Genomic DNA, 25,361 nt, shown 5'->3' with positions numbered 1-25,361 from the left:
TAAAACCTCACCCAATCCCCCGTAAAAGCTCACCTTTGATCATCATCGAGGCCTGCGACGATCAATACGCTGCGCGTCCACCGGGCTATTTGCGTTGTTCGAATCAATATTTGCCGGGTCAACCTAGCGAATCCTGCAACAATTTATTCCAGTTGCGGCATCGCACAACGACGGCATGCAGGCATACGATAACGGGCACTCATTCACGAAGCGATCAACAACAAGGAGTCCGCATGAAAACCAGCGATGTCCGATCGAAAGCGTTTGCAATGCCGTTGACGAGCCCCGCCTTCCCGATGGGCCCTTACCGTTTCGTCGATCGCGAGTTTCTGATCATCACGTATCGCACCGATCCGGTCCGCCTGCGTGAAATCGTGCCCGAACCCCTGCAGATCACGGAACCGCTCGTTCATTACGAATTCATTCGCATGGCCGACTCCACCGGCTTCGGCGACTACACCGAGAGCGGCCAGGTGATCCCCGTCGAATACAACGGCCAGCCGGGCGGCTACACGCTCGCGATGTACCTCGACGACCATCCGCCGATCGCCGGCGGCCGCGAGCTGTGGGGCTTCCCGAAGAAGCTCGCCTCGCCGACGCTGCACGTGAACACCGACCACCTCCTCGGCACGCTCGACTACGGCAAGGTGCGCGTCGCGACCGGCACGATGGGCTACAAGCACAAGGAGCTCGACATCGCCGAGCAGACGAAGCGCCTCGCCGGCCCCAATTTCCTGCTGAAGATCATCCCGCACGTCGACGGCACGGCGCGCGTCTGCGAGCTGGTGCGCTACTACATGCAGGACATCGTGATGAAGGGCGCCTGGACCGGCCCGGCATCGCTCGAGCTGTCGCCGCATGCGCTCGCGCCGGTCGCCGACCTGCCGGTGCTCGAGATCGTCGAGGCCCGGCACATCGTCGCAGATTTGACACTTGGGCTCGGCGAAGTCGTCTACGATTACCTGGCTCAGTAACGCCCGCTGTCTCTTTCCACCACCTTTCACTTCGGAAATTCGAACATGAGCACTCTGAATGGCAAGACCGCAGTCGTCACCGGCGCCGCAAGCGGCATCGGCAAGGAAATCGCGCTGGTACTGGCAAAGGCGGGCGCGGCGGTCGCGATCGCCGACCTGAACCAGGAGGGCGCGAACGCCGTCGCGGAAGAGATCAAGCAGGCAGGCGGCAAGGCGATCGGCGTCGCGATGGACGTGACCAGCGAGGAAGCCGTCAACAGCGGCATCGACAAGGTGGCCGAAACGTTCGGCTCGGTCGATATCCTCGTGTCGAACGCGGGCATCCAGATCGTGAACCCGATCGAGAACTACGCGTTCTCCGACTGGAAGAAGATGCAGGCGATCCACGTCGACGGCGCGTTCCTGACGACGAAGGCCGCGCTCAAGCACATGTACAAGGACGATCGCGGCGGCGTCGTGATCTACATGGGCTCGGTGCACTCGCACGAAGCGTCGCCGCTGAAGTCCGCGTACGTGACGGCGAAGCACGGGCTGCTGGGCCTCGCGCGCGTGCTGGCGAAGGAAGGCGCGAAGCACAACGTGCGCTCGCACGTCGTGTGTCCGGGCTTCGTGCGCACGCCGCTGGTGGACAAGCAGATTCCGGAGCAGGCGAAGGAGCTCGGCATCAGCGAAGAGGACGTGGTGAAGAAGGTGATGCTCGGCAACACCGTCGACGGCGTGTTCACGACCGTCGAGGACGTCGCGCAGACGGTGCTGTTCCTGTCCGCGTTCCCGAGCGCCGCGCTGACCGGCCAGTCGTTCGTCGTCAGCCACGGCTGGTTCATGCAGTGATGTCCGCCTCCGCCTGAAGGCGGAGGATTCCCACAGCCGGCGATGCACGTCCGCATCGGAGAATGTTCAACGCAGCGTTGGTATCGCGATCATGCTCGACACCACAGCCACTGCATGTCCGCTCTCTTACTCGCGGTCCCGCGATACCTGCCGGCCAGCCTAACCCGTGGAAGAAGCTGCCTGTCAAGAGCACGCCCTTCCTCCCCGCCATGTGCCCCGAAGGGAGTCCCCAGGGGGAAATGGCGGGGATTCTCGGAGCAAAAAAGCAAGATGAAGCCACATGCCCGCACAGAAAGGCAGGCCGTCGATGCGGCGGACCTGCATCACGAGGCCGGCGCGCCGGCCCCCGCGCGCGCGCTCCCCTACGAGACGATCGCCCTTGTCCTGCAGGGCGGCGGCGCGCTCGGCGCCTATCAGGCCGGCGTGTTCGAAGGCTTGCACGAGGCGGGCATTCCGCTCGACTGGATCGCGGGCATCTCGATCGGCGCGCTCAACACCGCGCTGATCGCGGGCAATGCGCCCGAGCATCGCGTCGAGCGGCTGCGTCAGTTCTGGGAAACGATCTGCCAGCCCGCGTTCTTTCCGGCGATGCCTGCCGCGTTCGAACTCGCGCTGTTCAACAGCATCGACCAGGTTCGCACGTTCTTCACCGCATCGCAGGCCGCGAGCGCGATGATGCAGGGCCAGCAGGGCTTCTTCGTGCCGCGCTTCCCGCCGCCGCTTCCGGGCGTGTCCGACCATCCGGACAAGATCAGCTGGTACGACACGTCCGCGCTGCGCTCGACGCTGGTGAAGCTGTGCGATTTCGACCGCATCAACGCCGGCGAGACACGCGTGTCGGTCGGCGCGGTCAATGTCGGCACCGGCAACTTCGTCTACTTCGACAACACGCGCACGCGCCTCGAGCCGGAGCACTTCATGGCGTCCGGCGCGCTGCCGCCCGCGTTCCCGCCGGTCGAGATCGAAGGCGAGTACTACTGGGACGGCGGCGTCGTGTCGAACACGCCGCTGATGGAAGTGCTGCATGCGCGGCCGCGCCGCGACACGCTCGCGTTCCAGGTCGACCTGTGGAGCGCGCGCGGGCCGCTGCCGCGCTCGATGGCCGACGTCGCCGAGCGCACGAAGGACGTCCAGTACTCGAGCCGCACGCGTTTCGTCACCGATACGCTGCAACGCGAGCAGCGGTATCGCAACTTGCTGCGCCAGGTGCTCGACCAGGTGCCGGAAGAACAGCGCAAGAGCGATCCGTGGTGCATCGAGGCGGAGGCGCTGTCGTGCGGGAAGAAGTACAACATCCAGCACCTGATCTACCAGCAGAAGGCGTACGAGCATCACTACAAGGACTATCAGTTCGGTCTGTCGACGATGCGCGACCACTGGTCCGCCGGTCTCGACGACATCCGCAAGACGCTCGCCGTCAAGGACGGCCTCGCGTTGCCCATGAACGACGCGGGCTTCGTGACGCACGACATTCACCGCAAGCGGTAACGTCGCGCACGACGGGCCGGCGCGGTGCCTGCACCGGCCCGTTCCATTTCTCGATTCGACATGCCGATTTTCATTGCACTGTTCGCGCTCATCGCTCTCGTCTGGGGCGCGGTTCACACCTATCACGTCATTGCCGCGCAGTTCGGCCAGCCGGTCGCCGTGTCGGCGGCCGTACTCGCCGCCGCGCTCGTGGTCGCGCTGGCCGCGTGGTGGCTCAGGCGCCGCCGCGACATCGCCCCCAATACGAAGGAACAAGGCTGGACCCACGTCGTGCATCGCGCGTGGGGCGAGCTGCGCGTGTCCGCGACGCAGGGGCTGCTGTGGCTGTCGCACGACGGCGCCGACGGCCGCTATACGCTGTCGCAGCTCGACGGCTGCGCGGCCGCGCCGATCGGCGGCCGCTGGCATCTCGTCGTGCAGGTGCGCGACGCCGCGCGCGGCGAATGGACGCTGCCGATGATGGACAAACGCGACGCGCAGCGTTGGGCGCGGGTGCTGAGGCTGGCAAAGGACAACCGGCTGTGATGCGGACGCCGATGCTGTGCGGACGCACCGATGTCGCGATCGGATCATGATCCCGTAAAAGCTCACCGATAGCCCGGATCAACCCGTGCTGTCATTCGCCGCGTCGCTCAGGCCGGCAAACGCCTCCGCCAGGAAATCGACGCACACGCGCACCTTCGCCGATGTCGCGACACGCTCCGGATAGACGGCCCAGATGTTCGCCGGCTGCATCGCCTCCGGCAGCACGCGGCGCAACGCGCCGCTCGCGATCAGCGGTGCCGCTTCCCAGATCGAACGCAGCACGATCCCGCGCCCCGCGAGCGCCCATTGCACGGCAACCTCGCCGTGATTCGTCGACAGCGCGCCGCCGACCTTCACCGTCGCCGTCTCGCCGCGCACGTTCAGCCGCCACACGCCGAGCGGATGGTCGCGTTCCTTGATCGCAAGGCACTCGTGCGACGAAAGCTCCGCGAGCGAACGCGGCGTGCCGCGCCGGGCGAGATAGTCGGGCGACGCGCACAGCACGCGATGGTTCGCGGCCAGCCGGCGCGCGATCAGGTGATCGGCGATCTCGTCGCCGATCCGCACGTCGATGTCGAACCCTTCGCCCGCGACGTCGACGAGCCGGTCGAACAGATCGAGCCGCACGTTCAGTTGCGGATAGCGCGCGGTGAACTCGAGCAGCGCGGGCGCGACGATGTGCCGGCCGAAGCCGAAACTGCTCGAGATGCGCAGCGTGCCGCGCGGCACCGAACGCGTGGCCGACACGTCCTCGACGAGATGATCGACATCGTCGAGGATCTTCTCGGCGCGGGCGAGCACACGCTCGCCGGCTTCAGTCACCGCGACGCGGCGCGTCGAGCGATGCAGCAGCCGCGTGCCGAGCTGCGCTTCCAGCAGCGCGACGCGCTTGCTGACATACGCGGGCGACACGCCGAGCTGCTCGGCCGCCGCGCTGAAACTCGTCAGGCGGACGACGGCGCTGAACACGCGCAGGTCATCCAGGTTCGGTAATTTATTCACGATTCGTGGAAAGTCGATTCACTTCCCGGCGATTTTAATCTCCGTGGAAATAAATAGAATGAGCTCGTCCGCTGCCGCGCACATCGTGTGCGACGGCCCGATCAGACTTGGAGGAGCACTCGCATGAGCGACAGGACATACAAAATCGCCATCATCCCCGGTGACGGCATCGGCCGCGAAGTGATGCCCGAGGGCCTGCGCGCGCTCGGCGCCGTAACGGCCCGTTTCGGCATCCGGTTCGACTTCACGCACATCGACTGGGCGAGCTGCGACTACTACGCGCAGCACGGCAAGATGATGCCGGACGACTGGAAGGCGCAGCTCGCCGGCATGGACGCGATCCTGTTCGGCGCGGTCGGCTGGCCGGCGACGGTGCCCGATCACATCTCGCTGTGGGGGTCGCTGCTGAAGTTCCGCCGCGAGTTCGACCAGTACATCAACCTGCGGCCCGCGCGCCTGTTCGACGGCGTGCCGTCGCCGCTCGCGGGCCGCCGCGCCGGCGACATCGATTTCATGATCGTGCGCGAGAACACCGAAGGCGAATACTCGTCGGTCGGCGGCACGATGTTCGAAGGCACCGAGCGCGAAGTGGTCATGCAGCAGTCGATCTTCACGCGGCACGGCACCGAGCGCGTGCTGAAGTTCGCATTCGAACTCGCGCAGCGGCGCGCGAAGCGCCTGACCGTCGCAACGAAGAGCAACGGCATCGCGATCAGCATGCCGTGGTGGGACGCGCGCGCGGCCGAGATGGCCGAACGCTATCCGGAAGTCGCCTGGGACAAGCAGCACATCGACATCCTGTGCGCGCGCTTCGTGCTGCAGCCCGACCGCTTCGACGTCGTCGTCGCATCGAACCTGTTCGGCGACATCCTGTCGGACCTCGGCCCCGCATGCACCGGCACGATCGGCATCGCACCGTCGGCGAACCTCAACCCCGATCGCACGTTTCCGTCGCTGTTCGAGCCCGTGCACGGCTCGGCGCCCGACATCGCGGGCCAGTACATCGCGAACCCGATCGCGATGATCTGGTCGGCGGCGATGATGCTCGATTTCCTCGGCAACGGCGCGGGCCGCGAACGCGACGCGCACGACGCGATCGTCACCGCGATCGAGGATGTGCTGCGCGCTGGGCCGCATACGCGCGATCTCGGCGGCAGCGCCGGCACGCAGGCAGTGGGCGAGGCGATCGCGGCTCGGATCGCGGGATAACGGGTGAGTTGAACGGCGTGTCGATGCGCACTTGTGGATGCCGCGCGATCGGCACGTCGTTGATGGTTCATCGGAATCGATCGGTGAGAAACGTGATGTGCGGATACGCACTTGATTGCGCGCCGATCGAGCCGAACGGGTGAGTATTCGCTCTGGTCACTACGCACCGCACCGCATTTCGGCACAGTCGTCGCGCTTGTTTCGTTATGCATTCGATTGGTGAGGCGCACGACGTGCGACAGTGCACCAACGCATGAGGCATGCGTCAATCAGTGAGCGACGCTGCTGACCGTCGATCACCGATGCAATGCAGACCGCCCCCGGCAACGTGATGCGATCGCGCCATGAATTCGAACGCCCGCACGATGCAATCGTGCGGGCGTTCGTACATCACGACGTTTCGATGGCCCGCCGACGCGGTCTTTCCGAGTGCATGTTCGCCGGCTCCCGAAGATTCTCACCTTCGACGCATCGGCCCCCGCATTTCCTCACCTTCAACCGACACGCGACGATTACAGTCCGAGATCGGAGAGGCCCGGATGATCGTCCGGACGGCGGCCGAGCGGCCAGTGAAACAGGCGATCGGCTTCGCGGATCGGCATGTCATTGATGCACGCGAAACGACGCGCCATCAGGCCGTTGTCGTCGAACTCCCAGTTCTCGTTGCCGTACGAGCGGAACCAGTTGCCGGCGTCGTCGTGCCATTCGTACGCGAACCGCACCGCGATGCGGTTGCCGCCGAACGCCCACAGCTCCTTGATCAGCCGGTAGTCGAGCTCGCGCGTCCATTTCCGCTGCAACAATGCGACGATTTCGTCGCGGCCGTTCGCGAACTCCGCGCGGTTGCGCCAGCGGCTTTGCGGCGTATAAGCGAGCGACACACGGTGCGGATCGCGCGTGTTCCACCCATCCTCCGCGGCGCGGACTTTCTGCACCGCCGTTTCGAGCGAAAAGGGCGGAACGGGCGGACGAACTTCGGCTGATTCAGACATCGTTTTTTCTCCAGTCAGGATTGGGCCGCGCGAAGCCGCGGCCAGCTTGCTACTTCGACGGCCGCGACACGGCGTCGAGCAATAGTTCGGCCGTGGCGCGCGCATCGCGCGCGGCCGTCGCGTCGCCGCTCACGAGCGCCACGCCGATCGCGCCGTCGATCAGCACGAGCCACTGGCGTGCGACGCGCGCGAGCATGCGGCGCTCGACACCGGTGTCGTCGGCCAGCGCGTCGAGCCGTTCGCGCACGAACGCCAGCAGGCGCGCCTTGTGCGCCCGCGCGACGATCCGCACCGGATCGTCGGCGTCCGCGATCTCGCCGGACGCATTCAGGAACGCGCAGCCGTGGAAATCGGGCTGCTGGAACCAGTCGCGCAGCACGTCGAACATGCCGAGCAATTGCGTACGCGGCGTCTTGCCGCGCGCAAGCGTCGCGTCGACGAACCAGCGCATCCAGCGCTCGTCGCGCCGCTCGAGCGCCGCGACGACCAGCGCTTCCTTCGATTCGAAATGCGAATAAAAGCTCTTCCGCGCGGCGCCGGAACGCTTCACGATCGCGTCGACGCCGGTTGCATGGATCCCGCCGGAATAGATCAGCGCTTCGGCCGCGTCGAGCAGGCGGTCGCGCGCGCCCGGTTCTCCGGGCTGAGGTGCGTGTGTGGTCATGGTCGGTTGGCTGGAACTGGATCGGATGGGTTTACAGTAGAACGATCATTCTCCCATGTCAAGCAGGATGCAGAACGTTCGTTCTACCTTGAATGGTCGGCGGATCGTGGCCGGGCCGCGATCTTTACGACATTTTTTCTTGATGCCGACATTCGCGACTCACTACACTGCGTGCACCCAGTTGGGCCTGAGGATGTCATGCCGCATTCCGCACCCGCACGTCGCACCCGCACCTATGCCGCTTACGCGAAACAGCTTGACGATCGCGTCGTGCTGAGGCGCTTCGACCCGCGCACCGACTCGTACGAGTCGCTGACCGGCGTGCTCCAGCGCGCGTTCGCGCCCCTTGGCGCGCTGGGTTTCCCGTACCCGGCCGTCGACCGCTCCGCCGCCGGGACGCGCGCGTCCACGCTTGCCGGCGAATGCTTCGTCGCGCTCAGCAAGGGCCATCTGGTCGCGACGATCACGATGCGCATGTCCGATCCCGACGCCCCGTGCGACCCGTATCGCAGCCGCCGCGTCGCGACGATCCGCGAGCTTGCCGTCGATCCGGTCTGGCAGGCGCGCGGCATCGGCCGCTCGCTGCTCGCGTTCGCCGAGCGGTGGGCCGCGTCGCGCGGCGCCAGCCATCTCGCACTCGACGTGCCGCAGGAGGCGGCGCGGCTCGTTGAATTCTGCGTCGGTGAAGGATTTCGTCCGATCGACGTGATGCGCTTCGCGGGCCGCGGCTATGACAGCGCCGTGCTGTGCAAGCCGGTCGGCGCGACGCTTGGCGCCACCCCGATAAGCGGCGCAATCGCGATCCAGCCCGTCCGCCGGCAAGCGGCTACATCATGAAACGCGACCCGCTCCCGAGCCGCGACGCACGCGTCGAGCCGGACGAAGCCGCGCGGCGCGCGCTGCGCAACGCACGCCTTCGCGCCGCGCTGCGGCTGCGCGGCCTCGCGAAGCTGGCGCTCGTCACGACCGCCGGTGCGCACCTGCTGACGCTTGCGTTCGACTTCGTGCTCGTCTCGGCGGGGTTTGCGCCCGAGGCTGCCACGCTGCTGCTGTTCCGCTTCGCGTCGTGCGCGCTCGTCAGCTACTGGCTGCAGGCCGACGCGCTGCGTGCGTACCGTCATGCGCTCGAGCACGGCTTCATCGCGTTCGGCGGCTCCGACGACGCGCCGGTGCGCATCGCGCCGCGCTGTCCGAAGCACTGGCTCGTGTGCCTCAACCTGCAGCTCGATCCGCACTGGATCGAGAACAAGCCGCTGCGCTGACGGCGCGCGCCGCGCTTGATCGCTTGCCGGCGAATCGGCCCGGCATCCAATGAAATGAACCTATCCATTCGATGCTGGCCGGCAACGCCGGTCTGGGAGGCGGTGTGATCGGCAATGCCTGGACACAGGTCGGCGTGCTCCTGTTTGTTCTCACCTTTCTGGCCAAACCGCTCGGGCAGTACGTCGCCCGCATCGCCCGCGGCGACCTGCCGGGCCCGTTGCGGCACCTTGCCGCGATCGAGCATGCGATCTACCGTCTCGCGGGTGTCGCACCCGACGACGACATGCACTGGACGCACTATGCGATCGCGCTGGTCGCATTCAATGCGCTCGGCGCGGCCGCGCTCTACCTGCTGCAACGCATCCAGGCCTGGCTGCCGCTCAATCCGCAGCATCTGCCGAACGTGGAGCCGGGGCTCGCGTTCAACACGACGGTGAGCTTCGCGACGAATACGAGCTGGCAGGCGTATGCGGGCGAGACGACGCTCAGCAACCTGACGCAGATGCTCGGCATCGGCGTGCAGGGTTTCCTGTCGGCCGCGAGCGGGATCGTCGTCTTGCTTGCGCTGATTCGCGGCCTTACGCGCCGCGGCAGCGACACGATCGGCAATGTCTGGACCGACCTGACGCGCGTGACGCTCTACGTGCTGGTTCCGCTGTCCGCGTTGTTCGCGGCGGCATTCATCGGGCAAGGCGTGGTGCAGGGTTTTGCGCCCGATCGCGACGTCGCGATCGTGCAGCCGCACCGGTCGGCGCCGGCCGCGAACCGGCAGACACTGCCGATGGGGCCCGTCGCATCGCAGGAATCGATCAAGCTGCTGAGCGGTGATGGCGGCGGCTTCTTCAACGCCAACTCCGCGCATCCGTACGAGAACCCGACGCCGTTCGCGAACTTCCTGCAGATGATCGCGATCCTGCTGATTCCGGCCGCGCTGTGCCATACGTTCGGCACGATGATTCAGGACCCTCGGCAGGGCTGGACCATCTACGCCGCGATGCTGATGCTGTTCGTCGCGGCCGCCGCCGCAACGATCCGGGCCGAGCAGACGGCCGGCCCGGCGTTGACCGCGCCGGGCATCGACGCCGTTGCATCGGCAAGCCAGCCGGGCGGCAACATGGAAGGCAAGGAGACGCGCTTCGGCATCGTTTCGTCGGCGCTGTATGCGACCGTCTCGACGAGCAGCGGCGACGGCGCCGTCAACGCGATGCACGATTCGTTCACGCCGCTCGGCGGCCTCGTGACGATGGCGCTTATGCAGTCGGGTGAAGTCGTCTTCGGCGGCCCCGGTTCGGGCCTGTACGGCATGCTGATGGTGGTGCTGCTCGCGGTGTTCGTCGCCGGGCTGATGATCGGGCGCGCACCCGAATATGCCGGCAAGAAGATCGACGTGTACGAAATGAAGATGGTGTCGATCGCGATTCTCGCCACGCCGCTGATCGTGCTGGCCGGCACCGCGATCGCGGCGGTGACGCCGGCGGGCGTCGCCGGGCTCGGCAATCCGGGTGCGCACGGCTTCAGCGAGATGCTCTACGCGTTCTCGTCGGCCGCGAACAACAACGGCAGCGCATTCGCGGGCCTGTCGGCGAACACGCTCTTCTACAACACGTCGCTGGCCATCGCGATGTGGTTCGGGCGCTTCACGGTCATCGTGCCGGTGCTCGCGATCGCGGGATCGCTCGCGCGAAAGAAGCGGCGTGCGCCCGGCGCCGGCACGTTGCCGACGCACGGGCCGCTGTTCTTCTGCATGCTGGTCTCGACCGTGGTGCTGGTCACGCTGGTGACGTTCCTGCCGGCGCTCGCGCTCGGCCCGATCGCCGAGCACCTTGCGATGATGGCCGGCAATTGACCCGGCCGCTGACGCTTCCCGGAACGCGTCCGCCGGCCGCGACGACGCACCGCGGCGGCCGGCTCGCGGTCAGACCGTCCAGTCGAGAATCACCTTGCCGCTTTCGCCGGACAGCATCGCCGCAAAGCCCTTCTCGTAATCGTCGACACCGAAGCGGTGCGTGATGATCGGCGACAGGTCGAGGCCGCTTTGCAGCATCGCGACCATCTTGTACCAGGTCTCGAACATCTCGCGGCCGTAGATGCCCTTGATCTCGAGGCCCTTGAAGATCACCTGGTTCCAGTCGATCGCCGTCTGCGCGGGCGGAATGCCGAGCAGCGCCACCTTGCCGCCGTGATTCATCGCCTCGAGCATGCTCGTGAACGCGCTCGGCACGCCGGACATCTCGAGCCCGACGTCGAAACCTTCGGTCATGTGCAGATCGGTCATCACGTCGCGCAGCGATTCGCGCGCGACGTTGACCGCACGCGTCGCGCCCATCTTGCGCGCGAGCTCGAGCCGATAGTCGTTGATGTCGGTGATGACGACGTTGCGCGCGCCGACGTGCTTCGCGATCGCGACCGCCATGATCCCGATCGGGCCGGCGCCCGTGATCAGCACGTCCTCGCCGACGAGGTTGAACGACAGTGCCGTGTGCGTCGCGTTGCCGAACGGGTCGAAGATCGATGCGAGATCGTCGGAGATCTCCGGCGGAATCTTGAACGCGTTGAACGCGGGAATCGCCAGATATTCGGCGAACGCGCCCTCGCGGTTGACGCCGACGCCGATCGTGTTGCGGCACAGGTGCCGGCGCCCCGCGCGACAGTTCCGGCAGAATCCGCACGTGATGTGCCCTTCGCCGGACACGCGGTCGCCGATCGCGAAGCCGCGCACTTCCTGCCCCATCTCGACGATCTCGCCGACGTATTCGTGACCGACGTGCATCGGCACCGGAATCGTCTTCTGCGCCCAGTCGTCCCACTTCCAGATATGGATGTCGGTGCCGCAGATCGCCGTGCGGCGGATCTTGATCAGTACGTCGTTGTGTCCGACTTCGGGGCGCTTCACGCGCGTGAGCGACAGGCCGGGGCCGCGTTCGAGCTTTGCGAGTGCTTTCATGGGCGGCCTCCGTCAGACGATGCCGAGCGACTTGCCGACGCGCACGAACGCCGCGACGGCCTGGTCGATCTGTTCGGGCGTATGCGCGGCGCTCATCTGCGTGCGGATGCGCGCGCGCCCGCGCGGCACGACCGGGAACGAGAAGCCGATCACATAGACGCCTTCGCCGAGCAGCGCATCGGCCATGTTCGTCGCGAGCTGCGCATCGCCGAGCATCACCGGGATGATCGGGTGCTCGCCCGGCACGAGCGTGAAGCCGGCTTCGGTCATCTGCTGGCGGAAGCGCGCGCCGTTCTCGCGCACGCGTTCGCGCAGTTTCGCGCCCTCGTCGCTGCCGAGCAGCTCGAGCACTTCGAGCGAGGCCGCGGCAATGCTCGGCGTGAGCGTGTTCGAGAACAGGTACGGGCGCGAGCGCTGGCGCAACAGCTCGACGACCTCGCGCCGCGCCGCGACATAGCCGCCGGACGCGCCGCCCAGCGCCTTGCCGAGCGTGCCGGTGATGATGTCGACGCGCCCCTCGACGCCGCAGTATTCGGGCGTGCCGCGCCCGTGCTCGCCGATGAAGCCGACCGCATGCGAATCGTCGACCATCACGAGTGCGCCGTAGCGGTCGGCGAGATCGCAGATGCCCTTCAGGTCGGCGATGATGCCGTCCATCGAGAACACGCCGTCGGTCGCGATCAGCTTGTGGCGCGCGCCGGCCGCATCGGCTTCCTTGAGCTTCGCCTCGAGATCGGCCAGGTCGTTGTTCCGGTAGCGGTAGCGCTTCGCCTTGCACAGACGAATGCCGTCGATGATGCTCGCGTGGTTCAGCTCGTCGCTAATCACCGCGTCGCTTTCGTCGAGCAGCGTCTCGAACAGGCCGCCGTTCGCGTCGAAGCAGCTCGAATAGAGAATGCTGTCGTCGGTGCCGAGGAAAGCGGCGATCGCGCTTTCGAGCTGCTTGTGCACGGTTTGCGTGCCGCAGATGAAGCGCACCGATGCCATCCCGAACCCGTCCTGGTCGAGGCCGGCCTTCGCCGCGGCCACGAGGCGCGGATCGTTCGCGAGACCCAGGTAGTTGTTCGCGCAGAAATTCAATACGCCGGCGCCACCGGCGAGCCGCACGGCCGCCGCCTGCGGGCTTGCGATCTCGCGCTCGGTCTTGTAGAAACCGTCCGCGCGGATCTGGTCGAGGGTCCCGCGCACCTGGGCGAGAAAGGCATCACGCATCGCAAAGCTCCTGACAGGAATCGCAACCCGCCGGCACCCGCTCGTGGCGGCGGCGCAGCGGCCTGCTACTGTTATAGTCGGTCGTTCGGTTGACCGCTCTTTTCCGTTATTCCGAACTAAAATTCGAAATACCGAACAACTCTAAGCGAACGGAATTCAAATGGCAAGTTCCTCCGGGTCCCGGCGCGCGTCCGCAAGCGCGGCAGCCGCACCCGCCGCCGCGACACCGCCGCGCGTCGGCGAACAGATCCAGCGCCTGCGCAACGAACGCAAGCTCACGCTCGACGACCTGTCGCGCGCGGCCGGCGTATCGAAATCGATGCTCTCCGAGATCGAGCGCGACAAGGCCAACCCGACGATCGCGGTTGCGTGGCGGCTGACGAACGCGCTCGGCATCACGCTCGACGAACTGTTCTCGCAACCGAAGGCGCCGGAAACGATCCGCGTCGACGGCCCGCACGACATCCCGACGCTCGCCGGGCACGACGGCCAGTACCAGCTGCGCGTGTGGGGCCCGATCGACCTCGCCGGCAGGTTCGAGTGGTACGAGCTGACGCTGCCGGGCGGCGGCGCGCTCGTGTCGAACGCGCACGAGCCGGGCACGCGCGAACACCTGACGGTGTTGCAGGGCGCGATGGAAATCGAAGCCGCGGGCAGCGTGCGCCGCCTGAAGAACGGCGACACCGCACGCTACCCGGCCGATACGCCGCACGCGATCCGCAACCCCGGCAAGGGCGAAGCAAGAGCGTTGCTGATCGTGATTCATCGCTGAGGGGCCGTCCAGTCATCCGAATGGCCAGTTGCGAAAAATACTGTATGTTTGTACAGTATACGGACATTCCGCTTTGCAAGGGCCCAGGGCGCGCCGACGCGCTGCCCGTGGTCGACAGGAGCCTGCGATGACCGAAGAACAAGATCTGGCCGCGCTCAGCTTCAAGGCTGCTGCGCACGACCTCGAGAAGATCGTTCGGCATATTGCCGAACGCTATATCCGCCAGCAGGTGCCGCTTACGTGGCGCCTGCTGCATGCCATCGAAGCCGAAGCGCTCGCGGATCTCGGCTTCGCCAGCCGGCACGACGCCGGCATGCGGCAGCTGTTCGAACGGCCGTCGGACATGACTTTTCCCGAAACGGACGACCCGATCGACTTCGGGCAGTCCAACGCGCTGCCGGCTGTGTTCTCGTTCGCGGTCATCGCGTACGAGGCCGCGGCAAACAAACGCGGCGCACAACCATCCGTGCACGTCGCCCGTCTAAGCCAAGCCTGGGGCGACTGATCGCCGTGCCGGCGAATGAGGCCGGATAGGCGGGGAGCCCCCAAGGATTCCGCGGAAAGGGCTACCATATATGCAACTAACGGAATAAATGACATGTCCCTTCCTTCGTCCACGCCCATGCCCCAGCCAGCGGAAGAAAAGGATCTGTTCGACCGCGGTGCGTCAGACTGGATCGCCTCTCCCGAAGCCGCGTTCGACGCATGGCTTGCCATGCAGGACTATCGCCGGTCGTCCGCTGACGTCTATCGTGCGCAATGGGGAGCCTTTCTGACCTGGCTTCGCGTGCATCAAAAGAATCTCGCAACGGTCGATACGGCGTCGATCGCGCATTTCGTCGGCGAGCTGCCGATCAAGAAAACGCAGCGGATGCGCTATTTGCGGCTGATCGAGCGCGTGCTCGACCACATCCGCCGCAGCGAATTCGCGTCGACCAACCCGGCTCGCTTCATCGCTCAGGATGGCGAAGCGATCTGGCGCAAGGCGCGCGACAACGAACCCACCGGCTTTCTCACGCCGTCCGAACGCGCCAGGTTGCTGGCGTATCTGTTTTCGCCGATCGGTGTATCGGGCGCCGCGCAATGGAAAGAGCGACGCGGTCGCGCGCTCGTCGCCGCATTTCTCGGCGCCGGCGTGAAAACCGGCGAAGCCCGGGTACTCACGATTAGTTGCATTAATGCGGGCGGCACGTCGCTGCAGATTCCGTCGACGCATCCCGACTTCGCACGGGAAACACATCTGGCGTCGTTCGCCATTGCGCTGTTCGATGCGTGGCTCGTGGAACGCAAGCGCCAGGATATTCCGGGCGACCTCGTCTTTCCCGCATCGCACACCGGGCGCCCGATGCACAAGGCGACGATGTTGCGTGCCGTCGATGCCATCGTCGAAGCGGCGGACCTCGCGACATCGCGCACCGCCCGGGCCAGCCCGCAGACACTGCGCAATACCTACGCCGCGGAATTGTTCGAAAACGATGTGCCGCTCGAGCGGGTCGGCCGGTGGCTCGGCTTCATGCAGCCGATTTCGTCGAATCGTCTGCATCGGGCCTGGAAGAACTGGCGCGACGCACTGGTCGAGGGTGAAGTCGACGCAGCCCCGGAATCTCACGGTTCGTGATCGCGCGGCGCGCGTCCTGCAATACGTGAGTGCCTTGCGCGGCGGGGGCTCACCCTTTCGACGCCCCCGCAAAATCTCACCTTTGGCTTCCCGAATCTCCTCACCTGTGGCCGGATAGGCGACGATTCCGGTCAGTTTTGCGCGAAACGGGCGACTGCCTCGAAGCGGGACGGCCAGGATCCCGACGCGTGTTCGCACTCCGGGCACGACACTTCGAAACCTTCACCGGTATGCGACAGCTCGGGTTCGCCGTCGCAGTGCGGACACTGGCTCGGAACCGGAATATCCTGGTCCAGCGCAGTGCCGATCACGGAAAACGCATCGGCATCAAGCTTGCCGCTATCGGCCAGGCGCCGGATCAAGCCGGCGATTTCCGGATTCACCCCGCGATTCGCGCGCAATGTGTTCCTTTCACGCGTCGTGGCGTCCAGTTCGTCGCTCTGACTGCGAAGCTGCTCTTCGAGGCGGTCCGCGCGAGCCTTGGCGGCACTCAGTTGTTGCAGGAAGTCGAATTCCTTGCGTTGCACGTCGCGCAACCCGGACTGATAGGTCGACGCCATGCTGCGCAACGAGTCCAGCTCGACCAGCATCGGCTTGACGCGCCGTTCGGCTTCGGCCACCGCATCCTTGATTTGTTGCGCGTAATGCTCGGTGCGTTGCTGCAACTCGGCTTGCAGCATATCGATGCGGTCGCGCAACGCGGCGTTCTGTGTCTGTTCTGCGTCTACCCGGCCGGTCGCCGCGACCAATTCCTTTTCCAGACGGCTGACTGAGGTGAGCAGCGTCGCTTCGTTTGCCGAACCGTGTGTCGCCTGCGAGGCCAGCTGCACTTCGAGTTCGGTCACCCGCGCCTGAAGTTGTTCGTTGCGGGCTTCGCTGCGCGCGAGGGCCGTTTCGAGCGTTTCCTGACGAATGTGTGCGTCGCGCAATGCCTGCTCGGCTTGTGCGACATCGGTGCGCACCTGCTCGCGGTCGACGTCGAGACTGTCGCGCGCAACTTTCAGCGCTTCTTCATAGAGAGCGCCCAGCAGCGCACCGGCTTTTTCCTCGACGGCTTTCGGAATCGCGGCGCCTTCCAGACGAACTTTCGATGCGGAGCGGATCCGTTCCCAGAAGTGGTCGATGTCCTTCGGAATGTCGCTCGCGCTGCCGGTCTGGGTGAGATCGCGGACATTCGCCGCGGATGGACGGATGCCCAGATCGAAAAACAACCGCTTGCAGGCATGCAGCGACAATTCCTGCCGGCGGGCGCCGCCGGCTCGCAACGATTCCAGTTCATCCCGGATGACTTGACGCATTTCGTCGAGGGTCATGGTGTTTTTCTCAGGCGTTCGAATGTCGCAATCATAACGAAATACGTACTATTCGATACCAATTTTTGGGGAACGTTGCGAATTTGCGTCGACAGTCACAGAAAGCCGTGCTGTGGTCCTTCATAGCTGAAGCAGGCCACCGATTCCGTGAAACAAAGCTAAGAAACCGAGCTAAGTGATTGTTCCAGCGATGTTTTCACGCAGGTCACAAAAAACAGGGGTTGTTTCACATGGCGATCGGTGTCCGATCTGTGTCGAGGAGAAGATCGGTGTTGGGGTAGGGGTGTCTGTGGAAAACTCCGCCAGGGACGTATTGAGAGTAATAGAAGTAAACACCCTTGAACCCTTAGTTAAAAACGTTAACGCCACGGCACAGCCTTATGTACCAAGGGTTTCCGGCCGACAAGGTGAAGCTTTACAGGAACCAAGGTGACCTTCTGCGGGAGCCGACGTGATGGGGTTCGGGGAGCTGCGTGAGCCCTTGCGGGAAAGGTCGTGAGCGGATTCGGGATCACAGTGAATAGGTCGATTTTCCAAAGGTGAGGGTTTTCGGGGCCTCACAGCCGCGGAACGCCCGCTGTGCCTGAATGCACAGTTTTCTGCCTGTGCAGACATAGGTGAAGCTTTTCGGGACCGCTATTTGCCGTCGATTCTGCCCTTCTTTTAGGCAGTTTTGGTGAAAGGTGAGATTCCACGGGACTCCAGGCCGATTTGATGTGAGGATTTCCGGGACACAGAAGGGATTTTGCACCACAAAAGGGCGTTTCCAGCCCTGTGGACCCCAAAAGGTGAGGCTTTTCGGGAGCGAAATGGCGGCAATCCTGGCTCGAACAGCTTCAGGTGAGGCTTTTCGGGACCTGCCGGACAAGCGGGCTGTGTCGCCACAGGTGAGCGTTTTCGGGAACATAATTTGCCCGCAAAATGGTCACAGGTGAGATTTTACGGGGGGAGTGGGTATCCACTTCGGCTGAAAAGCCCGCCAATACTGGATGGTGAGACTGTCTGTGCAAGCCTTTTTTCGGCACAGGTGAGGTTTTTCAGGACCTGACACGCGATTGTCGTACGAATGCCTGCACGCGAAAGGTGAGGTTTTTCGGGGAGTGCGCCACAGGCCGGTGCATTCACATTTCGCGCTTAAGTATCGGAGGACATTGGGATTTTTGAAACCGCGGAGGTTACGGTGAGGCTTTTCGGGAGCGCCTTCTCCGTCTGTTTTCGCGGCGCTTCTGTCGATAAGGTGAGGGTTTACAGGAGGTGCAAAGGGGCGGATCCCGCGCGCGTCGGGGATCCGTCGATGTCCGATCGTTGGAATCGCACAGCGCGAAGGTGAGATTTTTCGGGAGCGTGCGTCAATGGCGCACTGTACAATGCGCGCCCCGGTTGTCGATACGTGCCCCCGACGCTGCTGAAACACGTGCCGGTGGCGCGGAAACGGGCTGTGCGAGCCTTGGGATACAACGTCTTTCCGGATGCCGAGCCTGATGCAAATTCCTCGGCCGCCCGCGCCTGTACATGCATACAGGCCGGTTGCGCATGGGATCGAGGCACTGTGCAGCGGTCACAGAATCCCAGTCGTAAATTTGCGACAGGATCACAGGTGAGCCGATACGGGAAGGCTTGGCGCCCGGAGTATGCACAGGCAAAAAACTGTGAATCCGCGTCTCCCGCGGCGCGTAAAGGTGAGTCCGCTGCACGGCGATTCTGGACCGGTGAGCCTTTGCGGGAGCGGGTTGGGGTGAGCGCCATTTCGTGAGCCCGCTTCACCGGCTATGGTGAGCATGTCGTTCTGGACGCACTTCACCGCAGGCGCTATCCTTCCGGAAAACTTCTCCTCCGACCCGACGCATGGCCACGAAGCGCGCCAAGAAAACCGATGTGGATGTGGTGAGTGCCAGTTCAGCCGAATTGCGAAAGGCCGTCGAGGCGATCGCCATTCAGCCGAAAAGCGGCAAGATCACCCTCCTGACCCGCAAGCTGTTCAACGTCCTGCTGGCCGTCGCGCAGCAGGCCGACGACTCGGGCGATACCTATCGCGCGCTGTTGTCGGACATCGTCGCCAACTCCGCATTCGATTCGAACGACACCGCGCTCGTGAAGGAACACCTGCGCCGCATGGTGTCGGTGCAGGTCGAATGGAGCACGGGCACGTCGAGCCAGAAGCCCGGCCGCAAGTGGGGGATCTCGACGTTGATCGCGGACGCGGAAATTCTCGAAGATCCGGCCACGCGCCGCGTGTGGGTCGAATTCTCGTTCGCGCCGAAGATCAAGAAGAAACTGCTGGACCCGGTCCAGTACGCTCGCCTCAGCCTGCAGTTCCAGAGCCAGCTGCGCAGCAGCGCGGGCCTCGCGCTGTACGAGATCTGCGTGCGTTACCTGACGAACCCGAGCCACCTGACGATGCGTGAGCCGTGGGAATGGTGGCGGCCCATCCTGTCGGGCACGCCGGACACCGAAGCCGGCGACGAGGCGAAACGCGAATACAAGTACTTCAAACGCGACTACCTGCGCCCCGCGATCGCGGAAGTCAACGCGGTCACCAATATCTTCGTTGAGCTGATCGAGCATCGCGAGGGGCGGCGGGTCGCGGAGATCCAGTTCCGCGTGACCGAGCGCAAGCAGCCGATGCTGGCGCTCGACGAGCACCCGAACGTGTTCGACAGCACGCTGGTCGACCGGATGGTGAAGATCGGCATTCCGTTGAAGGAAGCGCAGACGCTGTACGCGGACAGCGAAGAGAACCGCATTCGCGCTGCGCTGCAGATGACGGAGCAGCGGATGCGCAGCACGACGCTGCCGCCGGTGCGAAGCGCCGCGGCATTGTTCAAGGATGCGCTGAAGAAGGGCTATGCGCCGCCGGTGGAAGCCGTCGAGGCGCTGCCTGGCAGTGCGACGTCGGGCAAGGCGCCAGCGGCCCAGCCGGACGATCTGAAGGCGCGTCTGCTGAGCGAATACGCGGCGTATCGGCGCAAGGAAGCGAAGGCGCTGTACGACGAGCAGGGCGACGCGGAGCGCGAAGTGGCGCGCGAATCGTTCGAATCGGAGGCACTGCCGACGATGGGCTCGCACATGCGCGACGATTGGCGCAAACGCGGCCTCGATTCCAAGCTGGCCGAGACGGCCTTCTTCGACTGGCTGGCCCAGAAGACCTGGGGCGAGCCGACCGACGGCGACCTGCTCGCCTTTACGCTGAATCAATCCCGGGCGGCCTGAGCCGCCTGTCCTGCTGCGGGGGCGCCGGCATCGCCGGGCGCCCGCCGCTCATCACGCTTGATCCGACAGCAGCATCCGCTCGAGTTGCTCGAGGATCGCGTCACGCTTTTCCTTCGGCAGCCCGCGCAAACGCAGCTCGATGCGGTCGTCCCCATAGGACTTCAGATCGCCGACCGACGTGCCGCCGAGCTTGATCTCGAGCCGTTGCGCATAGCGCTGGCGGCTGGCGGGCTTCGGGGATTCCTGGGCCGCGGCCCGGCCTTTCACGATGTCGGACACCTGGCGCGTGCTCAGGTCGTCCGAGACGATCTTGTTGATCAGCCGCAGCGTCGCATCCGTGCCGCGGGCGCTGTGATAGCGCCCGACCTGATAGGCCATGTTCGAACCGAAGCGATCGGGGCGCGCGACCATTTCCTGCATGATCGATTCCGGCAGCTTGCCGATCGACAGTGCGACCGCGATCGTCGATTCGTCGAGCCCGAGATGTTCGGCCAGTTCCTTTTGACTCTGGAAGTGCTTGTCGTCGAGGAAGCGTCGCCACACGACGGCGTTGTCGAACACGGTCTGTGAATCGCGCTGGACGTTGAGGTCGTAGCCGAGCTTGTAGCTCTGGATGCCGATCGGCAGATCGATCACGATCGCCTTCACCGTCTCCTTGTTCGCCTCCTTCAGCGCGCGCACGCGGCGGCCGCCGTCGCTGACGAAATACGTGCCCGGATTGTCATAGTCGGGGATCACGTGAATCGCCTGCTGCTGGCCTTGCTTCGCAAGGTTGACCGCGAGTTCGGCAATCGACGACTTCAGATAGAAGTGCCGCGGGTTGAACGGGCTGTGCTTGATGGTCTTCAGCGACAGCTCGATCACCTGGCCGGGCGCATAGCGATTCTCGAGGCGCCACGCACGATAGTGCGGCGACTCGTCGGTCGACGGGTCGAGCGTGAAGTCCGGCGCCGGCGAGGCGACGGTGTCTTTCTTCGCGGGTTTTGCGGTGGCGGGTGCAGGCGTTTCCGATTTGACGAGGCCGTCGATCGCGTTCAGCCGATCGAGGGCCGTGCGCTTTTCACTCGTCGTCATATCCGGTCGCGCTTGGAATCCTTTGGCGAATTGGGAAGGTTTCATGCGAGTCCTTTGTGCGCATAAAGTCAGGGCAGCATCGCGACGATCTCGTCGGCGCATGCGCGTATTTCCGCGGCGGCGAGCTTCGCGCCGCGATCGTTCATCTGCAGGACGGTTTGACCGAGCGCCATCGCCTGCTTGTACGCTTCCCGCGTCGGAATTTGCGTCTTGAGCAGCGGGAAGCCGAGCTCTTCGAGGGCCCGCTTCAGCTCGCGGGTCAGCATGCGCTTTTCTTCGGTCTTGTTCAGCAGGAATACGGCGCGAAGATCTTCGTTCATGACCTGCGCTTGCTGGATCAGCTTGACCAGCCCGACGCTCGACCAGTAATCGGCGGGCGACGACGACGTTGGAATGACCGCGATCGATGCGGCCAGCAGGACGACGCCGGACACTTTCTCGGTGATCGACGGCGGGCAGTCCACGACGATCACGTCGTAGTCGTTGATGAACTTCTTGATCTCACGGTGGATCTGGCCACCCGCTTCGGCAAGGTTCACGACCGGGAAGGGGATGCCGGTTTCGCTGTCGCCCGAGGCGCTGGACCAGTGGATCAGTGTGTTTTGACCGTCGGCGTCGACGACGAGGACGCGCTTCCCTTTTTCGTGAAATGCAGCGCCAAGGTGCATGGCGATCGTGCTCTTGCCGACGCCGCCTTTTTGTTGAGTGACTGCAATGATTTCCGCGGCCAATTTTCACTCCTGTTTTTGGTCGTTGGAATTCTACCGGACGATATTTATATTTCAATGAAATTGTTGTTCATCAACTACGCGTTGGCCGTTTGGACGAGCGGTTTATGCGCATAAACGGGAGTGTGGCGACGGTCGATGGTGCGCGAGCCGAGCGAGCACGCGACGACGATTGCAAGAGTTCGGTGTGATCCGTATGCGCATGATCGGTACAAGGAATCGGCTCGCAACGGTCGATGGCGCATGACGGGCCAAGCACGCGCACGACGATGCTTGCAAGAGTTCGGTGCGTGTCCGCATGGCCAGTGCAAGGAGTCGGCTTGCTCGTGATCAGGCGATGCGCTTCGTTGGCGGTGGCGAAAGATCTACGGTGCGATGAAGTGCCCAGCCTCGAGGTGTTTATGCGCATAAACCGGCCAATGCATTGGCGATCGCGCCGGAGACGTGGCGGCAATTCGCAGGAGGTCCTGCAGCGTGGCAGGCTTGCCGGCGCATGGTCCGCGTGCAGAGGTAATGGCATGCGCGGCGCGATAGGGCTTATGCGCATAAACCACCGGATGTTCGATGCTGCGGTCGCGGCGAGATGATCATTCACCTCACGATTCGGGGCCCACATCAGTAGCCGATGCGCGTACCCAGCCAGATGCGATTACGTTCGGTCGGCCGATACGGCACTCATGAGGACAGGCCTTATGCGCATAAACTGCCAGCGGTTCAGCGCGAAGCGCGAAGCGCGAAGCGTGGAGCGTGGAGCGTGGCGTCGGCGACGATGCCGCAAGATGTGCCGATGCCCGAAGCACACTCCCCTACCGGGCGCGGGCGCCTGTCACGCCGCCAATCTGCCGACACAAAGGCGCGTGAATGAACGTGGGGCGCGACGCTTCGGTCGCGTGGCGTCAACCGTTCGAGCCGCGGGCGCAGCCACCAAGGGCCGACGCGAAGCGCCTGCCGCTACTGAAACCTGAGCACCCAATGCACCCCATTGAGTACGCCAACGCTCACGCGATTTATGCGCATAAACCTGCCTGTTGTCGGTACGTCAATTGCAGCGTGCCAGTCCTTCAGGCTACTGCGCCGCGCCGTGAGGTGACGTCGACGAGCGCCCTTCCGCCGGAGGCACTGCGCCCCGGATGATCGATTCATTGACTCAGACGCTCTCGACTCTGATGCGAATTTATGCGCATAAACCGAACTGCGCAGCGAGCGTCAAGAATAGCCGACGAGCTTCATTGCAGAGTCTATCCGGCAACGAAGCCAGCCCAACCACACGCTGCCTTCACGAGCAATCGCAACGACCCCGCCCCTGCCCTCATGCCGGCTCAACCCCCCGCCCGGACTGGCTACAATACGAGACCCAACTACGCAGGCCGGAACGATGATCACGATCTACCACAACCCCCGATGCTCGAAATCTCGCGAGACGCTGACGCTTATCGAGTCGCTGAATCCGAGCGGCGCGCCCGTGAATATCGTCGAGTACCTGAAGACGCCGCCGACGGTTCAGGAACTGGAGGCGCTGCATCGCCAGCTCGCGCGCCCGGTGCGTGACATGCTTCGCGACAACGAAGAGCCGTACAAGACCCTCGGCCTGGCCCGCGAGGATTTGACCGACGCGCAAGCCTACGAGGCGATTGCCGCTCATCCGATCCTGCTGCAGCGCCCCATCGTCGTATACAAGAACAAGGCCGCGATCGGCCGCCCGCCGGAAGCGGTGCGTGGGTTGTTCGAATAAGCCGAATTCCGCGTATTTTTATTATTGCGCCGGATGATCGATGTGCGGCGGAGGTGCGACCCGATCGGCCGCACCCGCGCTTCGGCCTGTCATCACCCGACATCCCCCCGCCCGCCCGCGGCCTTTGCCGCCGCCCGCAGCAACGCAATCTGTTCGCGGTACTGCCTGCAGCCGCTGCAGGTCGGCAGATGCACGCGCACCTGCACGCGCTCGTGCACCGTCAGATGCCGGTCGAGCGCATCCGACAGCAGGCGCGTCACATCCTTACATTTCCCCGGTAGCATCTTCGGTCGTCAGCCCCTTTTCGCTCAGGCAGGTGCGCAGGCGCGTACGCGCGCGGTACAGCAGCACGCTGCAATGGTTCGTCGTCAACGTCAATTCGGTGCAGATGTCGTCGATTTCGACATCGAGAAACTCGCGCATCATGAACACGCGCCCGATCTGCTCCGGCAGATGGTCCAGGCAGGTTTCGAACAGCATCCAGAATTGCTGCTGCTGCAGCAGCGTTTCCGGCCGCGGCCATGGCCGCGGTTTCGCGTGCGCGGCCCAGTGGCCGTTTTCCTTGAAGAGTTCACGGTCGAGCACGGATTCGCCGTCGAGTTCGGCGTCGAGCGCGGACAGGCTCACCATCCGCTGCCGCGCGCGCAGCACGTCGATCAGCTTGTTGCGCAGGATGCCGAACACCCAGGTCTTGTGCGCGGACAAACCGGCGAACTCCGACGCGTGCGTCCAGGCGGCCGTCAGCGCTTCCTGCACCGCGTCCTCGGCCGCATCGGCGTCGCGCAGCTGCAGGCGCGCGAAACGCAGCAGGTCGTGCCGCAACTGCGCAAGATACGCGGGATCGTCATACACAGGCGGCATCGTCAGGCATCTCTCCGGTAGGCGCCGCACTCGCTGCCGGTCGCGCGAGCCACGGTGCCAGCAGCTTACTGGGCGGGGCGCCGGCCCGCAACGCACGTTCTGCCACGATTTTCACGAACGCGGCCATGCGCTGCGCTATGCTTGCCGACAGGCTCGCGTCGCGCACCCGCCATCGCGCGACCGGGCATGTGTAACGGCGGGGCATTCCGGCAAAGTTATCCACAATTTCTGTGGAAAACCTTGTGGAAAGTCGGCCGGATGGCCCCGTGGGACGGTTCACGGGCTGGCCTGCCTATAAACAGACCTTTGCTGCCTGTCCCGAAGCAATCGTATCGATTCCCCACCCATCGGAAGGAGACAGTCATGGCATATCGTGTTGCGGTCGTCGTCGGCAGCCTGCGCCGCGGATCCTGGAACCGTGCGCTCGCGCACGCAGTGATTTCGCTTGCGCCGGCCGATCTCTCGTTCGAGTTCGTCGAGATCGGCGAACTGCCGCTCTACTCCCAGGATTACGACGCGGATTTCCCGGAAGTCGCCAAGCGTTTCAAGCAGTCGATCGAAGCGGCCGACGCGCTGCTGTTCGTCACGCCGGAATACAACCGGTCGATTCCGGGCGTGCTGAAAAACGCGCTCGACTGGGGCTCGCGCCCGTGGGGCGCCAATTCGTGGGCGGGCAAGCCGGGCGCGGTGCTCGGCACGTCGCCGGGCGCGACCGGCACGGCGCTGTCGCAGCAGCATCTGCGCAACGTGCTCGCGTATCTCGACGTCGCGACGCTCGGCCAGCCGGAAATGTTCATCAAGCACGACCCGACCCGCATCGACGATGACGGCAAGATCGTCAACGAAGACACGCGCAAGTTCCTGCAAGGGTTCGTCGATCGTTACGCCGCGTGGGTGCGCCTGAACAAGGCGGCCTGAACCCGACGATATCGCCGCCGCAGCGGCGCTC

General features: G+C 64.5%; 24 protein-coding genes and 1 pseudogene. 14 read left to right on the top strand and 11 right to left on the bottom strand.

The annotated features are described in order from the left end of the window. The first annotated feature begins 233 nt into the window (after window positions 1–233). Window positions 234–974 carry an acetoacetate decarboxylase gene (locus HWY45_RS08600; protein WP_059564703.1) on the top strand — a complete coding sequence of 247 codons (741 nt, stop codon included), beginning with the start codon at window positions 234–236 and terminating at the stop codon, window positions 972–974. Window positions 975–1,019: 45 nt separating this feature from the next. Next, window positions 1,020–1,805 carry a 3-hydroxybutyrate dehydrogenase gene (locus tag HWY45_RS08595; protein ID WP_069236607.1) on the top strand — a complete coding sequence of 262 codons (786 nt, stop codon included), beginning with the start codon at window positions 1,020–1,022 and terminating at the stop codon, window positions 1,803–1,805. On the opposite strand, the pseudogene HWY45_RS08590 reads toward HWY45_RS08595, so the two are convergent. Continuing rightward, a pseudogene (locus tag HWY45_RS08590) lies at window positions 1,795–1,959 on the bottom strand (zinc ribbon domain-containing protein); the annotation flags it as partial. The gene HWY45_RS08595 and the pseudogene HWY45_RS08590 sit on opposite strands and share 11 nt — an antisense overlap. Window positions 1,960–2,075: 116 nt before the next feature. On the opposite strand from HWY45_RS08590, the gene HWY45_RS08585 reads away from it, so the two are divergent. Together HWY45_RS08585 and HWY45_RS08580 are read left to right on the top strand one after the other, a co-directional pair. Next, on the top strand, window positions 2,076–3,293 hold the full coding sequence (locus HWY45_RS08585) for a patatin-like phospholipase family protein (RefSeq protein ID WP_059810771.1): 1,218 nt from the start codon (window positions 2,076–2,078) through the stop codon (window positions 3,291–3,293). A 60-nt stretch (window positions 3,294–3,353) separates the two neighbouring features. Beyond that, window positions 3,354–3,818, top strand: a complete 465-nt coding sequence (locus HWY45_RS08580; RefSeq protein WP_059879061.1) for a hypothetical protein — start codon at window positions 3,354–3,356, stop codon at window positions 3,816–3,818. Between the two features lie 78 nt (window positions 3,819–3,896). Here HWY45_RS08580 and HWY45_RS08575 read toward each other — a convergent pair whose 3' ends face one another. Next, window positions 3,897–4,820, bottom strand: a complete 924-nt coding sequence (locus tag HWY45_RS08575) for a LysR substrate-binding domain-containing protein (protein ID WP_059879065.1) — start codon at window positions 4,818–4,820, stop codon at window positions 3,897–3,899. Between the two features lie 123 nt (window positions 4,821–4,943). Between HWY45_RS08575 and HWY45_RS08570 the strand changes: the two genes are divergently transcribed. Further along, window positions 4,944–6,029: a tartrate dehydrogenase gene (locus HWY45_RS08570; RefSeq protein WP_059879068.1), complete on the top strand. Its 1,086-nt coding sequence runs from the start codon at window positions 4,944–4,946 to the stop codon at window positions 6,027–6,029. Between the two features lie 512 nt (window positions 6,030–6,541). Here HWY45_RS08570 and HWY45_RS08565 read toward each other — a convergent pair. Together HWY45_RS08565 and HWY45_RS08560 are read right to left on the bottom strand one after the other, a co-directional pair. Beyond that, complete coding sequence (locus tag HWY45_RS08565) at window positions 6,542–7,021, bottom strand: nuclear transport factor 2 family protein (RefSeq protein WP_059564983.1); 480 nt, start codon at window positions 7,019–7,021, stop codon at window positions 6,542–6,544. A gap of 49 nt (window positions 7,022–7,070) precedes the next feature. After that, window positions 7,071–7,685, bottom strand: coding sequence for a TetR/AcrR family transcriptional regulator (locus HWY45_RS08560; RefSeq protein ID WP_059879069.1), 615 nt, complete (start codon window positions 7,683–7,685; stop codon window positions 7,071–7,073). Window positions 7,686–7,883: 198 nt separating this feature from the next. Between HWY45_RS08560 and HWY45_RS08555 the strand changes: the two genes are divergently transcribed. From HWY45_RS08555 to kdpA, 3 genes are all read left to right on the top strand, one after another. After that, window positions 7,884–8,522, top strand: coding sequence for a GNAT family N-acetyltransferase (locus HWY45_RS08555; RefSeq protein WP_059810773.1), 639 nt, complete (start codon window positions 7,884–7,886; stop codon window positions 8,520–8,522). Next, window positions 8,519–8,947: a hypothetical protein gene (locus tag HWY45_RS08550; protein WP_059879072.1), complete on the top strand. Its 429-nt coding sequence runs from the start codon at window positions 8,519–8,521 to the stop codon at window positions 8,945–8,947. Before HWY45_RS08555 ends, HWY45_RS08550 begins: the two co-directional genes overlap by 4 nt. 104 nt (window positions 8,948–9,051) lie before the next feature. Beyond that, entirely contained in the window at window positions 9,052–10,794 is a 1,743-nt protein-coding gene (kdpA, locus tag HWY45_RS08545) for a potassium-transporting ATPase subunit KdpA (RefSeq protein WP_150998729.1), read from the top strand. Window positions 10,795–10,863: 69 nt separating this feature from the next. Here the strand turns inward: kdpA and tdh are convergent, their stop codons facing one another. Further along, on the bottom strand, window positions 10,864–11,892 hold the full coding sequence (gene tdh, locus HWY45_RS08540) for an L-threonine 3-dehydrogenase (RefSeq protein WP_059564988.1): 1,029 nt from the start codon (window positions 11,890–11,892) through the stop codon (window positions 10,864–10,866). A gap of 12 nt (window positions 11,893–11,904) precedes the next feature. After that, entirely contained in the window at window positions 11,905–13,104 is a 1,200-nt protein-coding gene (locus HWY45_RS08535; RefSeq protein WP_059564989.1) for a glycine C-acetyltransferase, read from the bottom strand. A gap of 160 nt (window positions 13,105–13,264) precedes the next feature. Between HWY45_RS08535 and HWY45_RS08530 the strand changes: the two genes are divergently transcribed. From HWY45_RS08530 to HWY45_RS08520, 3 genes are all read left to right on the top strand, one after another. Beyond that, complete coding sequence (locus HWY45_RS08530) at window positions 13,265–13,876, top strand: helix-turn-helix domain-containing protein (RefSeq protein ID WP_059879078.1); 612 nt, start codon at window positions 13,265–13,267, stop codon at window positions 13,874–13,876. Window positions 13,877–14,003: 127 nt separating this feature from the next. Further along, window positions 14,004–14,381 (top strand): DUF2471 family protein, encoded by a 378-nt coding sequence (locus HWY45_RS08525; protein WP_059879082.1) that lies wholly within the window; start codon window positions 14,004–14,006, stop codon window positions 14,379–14,381. A gap of 93 nt (window positions 14,382–14,474) precedes the next feature. Next, window positions 14,475–15,494, top strand: coding sequence for a tyrosine-type recombinase/integrase (locus HWY45_RS08520; RefSeq protein WP_059879085.1), 1,020 nt, complete (start codon window positions 14,475–14,477; stop codon window positions 15,492–15,494). 131 nt (window positions 15,495–15,625) lie between these two features. Here HWY45_RS08520 and HWY45_RS08515 read toward each other — a convergent pair whose 3' ends face one another. Continuing rightward, the gene (locus HWY45_RS08515) at window positions 15,626–16,807 is read right to left on the bottom strand and encodes a DNA-binding protein (RefSeq protein WP_059879088.1); all 1,182 of its coding nucleotides are present in this window, start codon (window positions 16,805–16,807) and stop codon (window positions 15,626–15,628) included. A gap of 1,845 nt (window positions 16,808–18,652) precedes the next feature. On the opposite strand from HWY45_RS08515, the gene HWY45_RS08510 reads away from it, so the two are divergent. Further along, complete coding sequence (locus HWY45_RS08510; protein WP_059564994.1) at window positions 18,653–20,017, top strand: replication initiation protein; 1,365 nt, start codon at window positions 18,653–18,655, stop codon at window positions 20,015–20,017. 51 nt (window positions 20,018–20,068) lie between these two features. Here HWY45_RS08510 and HWY45_RS08505 read toward each other — a convergent pair whose 3' ends face one another. Continuing rightward, on the bottom strand, window positions 20,069–21,136 hold the full coding sequence (locus tag HWY45_RS08505; RefSeq protein ID WP_059810779.1) for a ParB/RepB/Spo0J family partition protein: 1,068 nt from the start codon (window positions 21,134–21,136) through the stop codon (window positions 20,069–20,071). A 23-nt stretch (window positions 21,137–21,159) separates the two neighbouring features. Then, entirely contained in the window at window positions 21,160–21,822 is a 663-nt protein-coding gene (gene parA / locus HWY45_RS08500) for a ParA family partition ATPase (RefSeq protein ID WP_059564996.1), read from the bottom strand. 1,372 nt (window positions 21,823–23,194) lie between these two features. On the opposite strand from parA, the gene arsC reads away from it, so the two are divergent. After that, window positions 23,195–23,551, top strand: a complete 357-nt coding sequence (gene arsC, locus HWY45_RS08495) for an arsenate reductase (glutaredoxin) (RefSeq protein ID WP_059879092.1) — start codon at window positions 23,195–23,197, stop codon at window positions 23,549–23,551. 92 nt (window positions 23,552–23,643) lie between these two features. Here the strand turns inward: arsC and HWY45_RS08490 are convergent, their stop codons facing one another. Both HWY45_RS08490 and HWY45_RS08485 read right to left on the bottom strand, forming a co-directional pair. Then, complete coding sequence (locus HWY45_RS08490; RefSeq protein WP_059879095.1) at window positions 23,644–23,835, bottom strand: zf-HC2 domain-containing protein; 192 nt, start codon at window positions 23,833–23,835, stop codon at window positions 23,644–23,646. Continuing rightward, window positions 23,816–24,412: an RNA polymerase factor sigma-70 gene (locus HWY45_RS08485; RefSeq protein WP_059564999.1), complete on the bottom strand. Its 597-nt coding sequence runs from the start codon at window positions 24,410–24,412 to the stop codon at window positions 23,816–23,818. The genes HWY45_RS08490 and HWY45_RS08485 overlap by 20 nt, the downstream gene beginning before the upstream one ends. Window positions 24,413–24,775: 363 nt before the next feature. Between HWY45_RS08485 and HWY45_RS08480 the strand changes: the two genes are divergently transcribed. Continuing rightward, complete coding sequence (locus HWY45_RS08480; protein WP_059810782.1) at window positions 24,776–25,330, top strand: NADPH-dependent FMN reductase; 555 nt, start codon at window positions 24,776–24,778, stop codon at window positions 25,328–25,330. The last annotated feature ends 31 nt before the right edge of the window (window positions 25,331–25,361 follow it).

The sequence above is a fragment of the Burkholderia stagnalis genome (assembly GCF_902830275.1).
Lineage (GTDB): Bacteria > Pseudomonadota > Gammaproteobacteria > Burkholderiales > Burkholderiaceae > Burkholderia > Burkholderia stagnalis.
This window is presented reverse-complemented; position numbering and strand designations above follow the sequence as displayed.